The 3081-nt window shown below is 74.5% G+C and carries 3 protein-coding genes and 1 pseudogene; all 4 read right to left on the reverse strand.

The annotated features are described in order from the left end of the window. Positions 1-207 (reverse strand): hypothetical protein (locus E1283_RS38375; RefSeq protein ID WP_207930651.1); only part of this gene is annotated, 207 nt, incomplete at its 3' end. Between the two features lie 3 nt (positions 208-210). After that, a complete protein-coding gene (locus E1283_RS34390; RefSeq protein ID WP_243745305.1) occupies positions 211-1245 on the reverse strand; it encodes an AraC-like ligand-binding domain-containing protein in 1035 nt (344 codons plus the stop codon). A gap of 437 nt (positions 1246-1682) precedes the next feature. Beyond that, positions 1683-2606, reverse strand: a complete 924-nt coding sequence (locus tag E1283_RS34395; protein ID WP_132822092.1) for an NADP-dependent oxidoreductase — start codon at positions 2604-2606, stop codon at positions 1683-1685. Positions 2607-2876: 270 nt separating this feature from the next. Next, positions 2877-3081: pseudogene (locus tag E1283_RS38380) on the reverse strand (hypothetical protein); the annotation flags it as partial.

Consider the following 3081-nt stretch of genomic DNA (forward strand, 5'->3'; position numbering starts at 1 on the left):
GTGCTCGCCGTGCTCGCCTCTCCGCTGTTTGCCATCTACGAACTGCTGATCGGCTCCCTCGGCCTGGTGGCCACCGGGTTGCTGGCCCGCCTGAGGGACGGCGCCGGCACGATGACGGCGACCGTCGAGGGCGGCGGCGCCGTCCCAGGAGACGACGACGAACTGCGGGGGCCGCTCGCCGGTGTCCATGCCTGCGCGCCGGCCCACCGTTCACGATCCGGGCCCGGTGGGCCGCGTGTCACTTCTCGGCGGACCGCGCAGTGCCGCCTGCCGGAGTTCTCCCGGTGGCATGCCGTAGGCGGCGCGGAAGGCCCGGCTGAAGTCCGCCGGGTGGCGGAATCCCCACCCGAGGGCGATCTCACCGATCGTCCGGTGCCGCAGCCGCGGATCGGCGAGGTCGGCCCGGCAGTGTTCCAGCCGGCGCCGGCGGATCGTCGCGCCGACCGTCTCCGGCCGCTCCCTGAACAGTTCGTGCAGCGTCCGCACGGAGATGTGGTGGTGCGCGGCGATGGCGGCGGGCCGCAGGTCGGCATCGCCGAGGTTGCGCTCGACGAACGCGTCGATCCGGGCCAGCAGCGCCTGCCTCCGGCTCTCCGGCGGGACGGCGTCGGCGATGTCCAGCCGCCCGGCGAGAAACGTCACCGCCAGGTCGGCCACGACGGAACCCAGCCCTGCCAGTTCGGCCGGGCCGCACTCCCGCGCGTGCTTCAGGAGCCCGGACAGGTAACCGGTCAACAGCGCCCCCGCCCCGGTCCCGGCGGGCAGGCGCTCGGCCAGCAGCCGGTCCACCGTGTCGAAGGGCAGCGGGAGCGTCGCCCTGGGCAGGCGGATCATCTCCAACCTGACGGGCCGGCCGTCACCGCGGAAGTCGGCCTCCAGGGGCCGGGAGGTGGAGTACAGGCCCAGGTCGCCGGCGCCGAGCGAGGAGCTGCCGCGGTTCTGTTCCAGCCCGACCCGGCCCCCGCGGATCGCGAACAGGTAGTAGTCCTCCGGGTCGTGCCGCCGGATGTGCGTGCGCGTTCGGGTTCCCGACAACGACGAGAGGTACAACGCCGACACCCACGTGGGCGGGGCGTCGATGCTGTCGACTCCCCCGCGAAAGCGCCCGGGACGCTCACTGGCCATCGACACCGCCATGACCTGCTCCCGCATCAACTGCCCCCACCAGTCGAAGCGGTCGCCGGCGGGCAGGCCGTCGGTGGACACGGACACCAGTTCGCGCCGCACGGCCACCGGTCGCGGCACCGCGGGCCTCGTTCCTTCAGCCACCCCCCGATGGTCCCGCCTCCGCGCCCCGGAGAACCACCCAGGCGCCGGCCAACTCCGCCGACGGCCTCGCGGGATCGTCGGCCGCGTTGTCAGTGGCCCGCGGCATGATGCGGGCAGGTGACGGCCCGTCCGGCAGGGCTCCCCGACGGCGCGCACGCCCGAGCAGCTCGCCGAGGCCGAACGCCTCACCCGCCAGGCGTTCGAACAGGCCGCCTCCGAACGGGCCGAACGGGCCGAACGGGCCGACCATCGCCTCGCGCGAACGGCGCTCCCCCACGCACACACCGGGGAACCCGACCGGGCTCGACCTCGCCGGGGGCTACGATCGGCAACCGCACGTCTGCCCGGCGTCCCCGGATCATCCGCACATCGAGCTGATCCGGTGAGCCGCTGTCGGGATCTTCGAGTCGAGGCTACTGGTCGTCCGCGACGCGGATGATCGTCTTGCCGGGGGTGCGCCGGTCGGGGGCGAAGGCCTCGGCGGTCTCGGCCAGCGGTCGCACGGAGCCGATGACCGGCCTGAGTCGTCCGTCGCGTACCCGGGTGGCGAGGTCGGCGAGGCGGGCCCGGTCGGGCTCGACGACGAAGAAGATGGCGCGGCCGTCCTCGGGGTGGACGGTGACGGGACGGGCGATGGTGACGAGCGTGCCGCCGGGGCGGACCAGGGCGGTGGACCGGTCGAGGATGTCGCCGCCGATCACGTCGAAGACGACGTCGACGGCGCCGATGTCCTCAAGGGGGTCGGCCTTCAGGTCGACGAAGGAGTCCACGCCCAGTTCCAGCGCGGTCGTGCGGTCGTCGGCGCGGCCGGTACCGATCACGCGGGCGCCGGCCTCCCGGGCCAACTGGACGGCCAGGGAGCCGACACCACCGGCCGCGCCGTGGATCAGCACGGTCTGGCCGGTGGTCAGCCGGGCGTGGTCGAACAGGGCCTGCCAGGCGGTGAGCCCGGAGACGGGCAGCGCGGCGGCCGTGACGTGGTCGATGTCGGCGGGCAGCGGCGCGAGGTTGCGGGCCTCGACCGCGACGTACTGGGCGAGCGAGCCGTTCCGGGTCCAGTCGGCCAGGCCGAAGACGCGTTGCCCGACGCCCAACCCGGTGGTGCCGTAGCCGAGTTCGGACACGACGCCGGACAGCTCGTGCCCTGGCACGCTGGGGGTACGGTCGCGGCCGGCCCGGTCGGTCCAGGTGCCGGGCCAGGCCAGCTCGCCGGGGGTGAACCCGGCGGCGTGCACGCGCACGACCACGTCGTTCTCGGCCGCGTGCGGATGCGGCAGGTCGGTGAGGGTCAGACCACGGACGCCGGCGTCGCGGTCGCGGACGGTGATCGCTCGCATGAGGGGTTCCTCGCGGGAGGGGGCCGGTCGACGACGCGCGGCACCGCACCGGTGGCGCCCGCCGCGTCGCGCTTCCGAGCCTGGCTACCACATGCCGTGGGCAACCGGTCCACTCGGCGGCCGACCGAGTGGGCCGCCCGTGGGACGAACTCCCCGAACGGAGCCTTCGAGCCCGGCGGTGGGGCCGCTACGGGAACAGGACCGGGACCGGACGGCCGACGGGCCGGTGCGGCGCACCGGCCCGTCGGGTGTTTCCAGGTGTTTCCGGTGTCAGTGGCGTCGTACGCGCCGCTGACGGGTGATCAGGACCGCTGTCGCGCCCGCGCCGAGCAGTACGGCGGTGAGGGCGATCATGCTTCCGAGGCCGGACGTGCCGGTTTCGGCGAGGCCGCCGCCCGGTGACCGTCCGTCCGGTGCCGGGTCGTTGGGACCCGGGTCGGTCGGCTCCGCCGGGGGCGGGGAGTCGGGCGGTGTC

The organism is Streptomyces hainanensis (genome assembly GCF_004348415.1).
GTDB classification, from domain to species: Bacteria; Actinomycetota; Actinomycetes; order Streptomycetales; family Streptomycetaceae; genus Streptomyces; species Streptomyces hainanensis.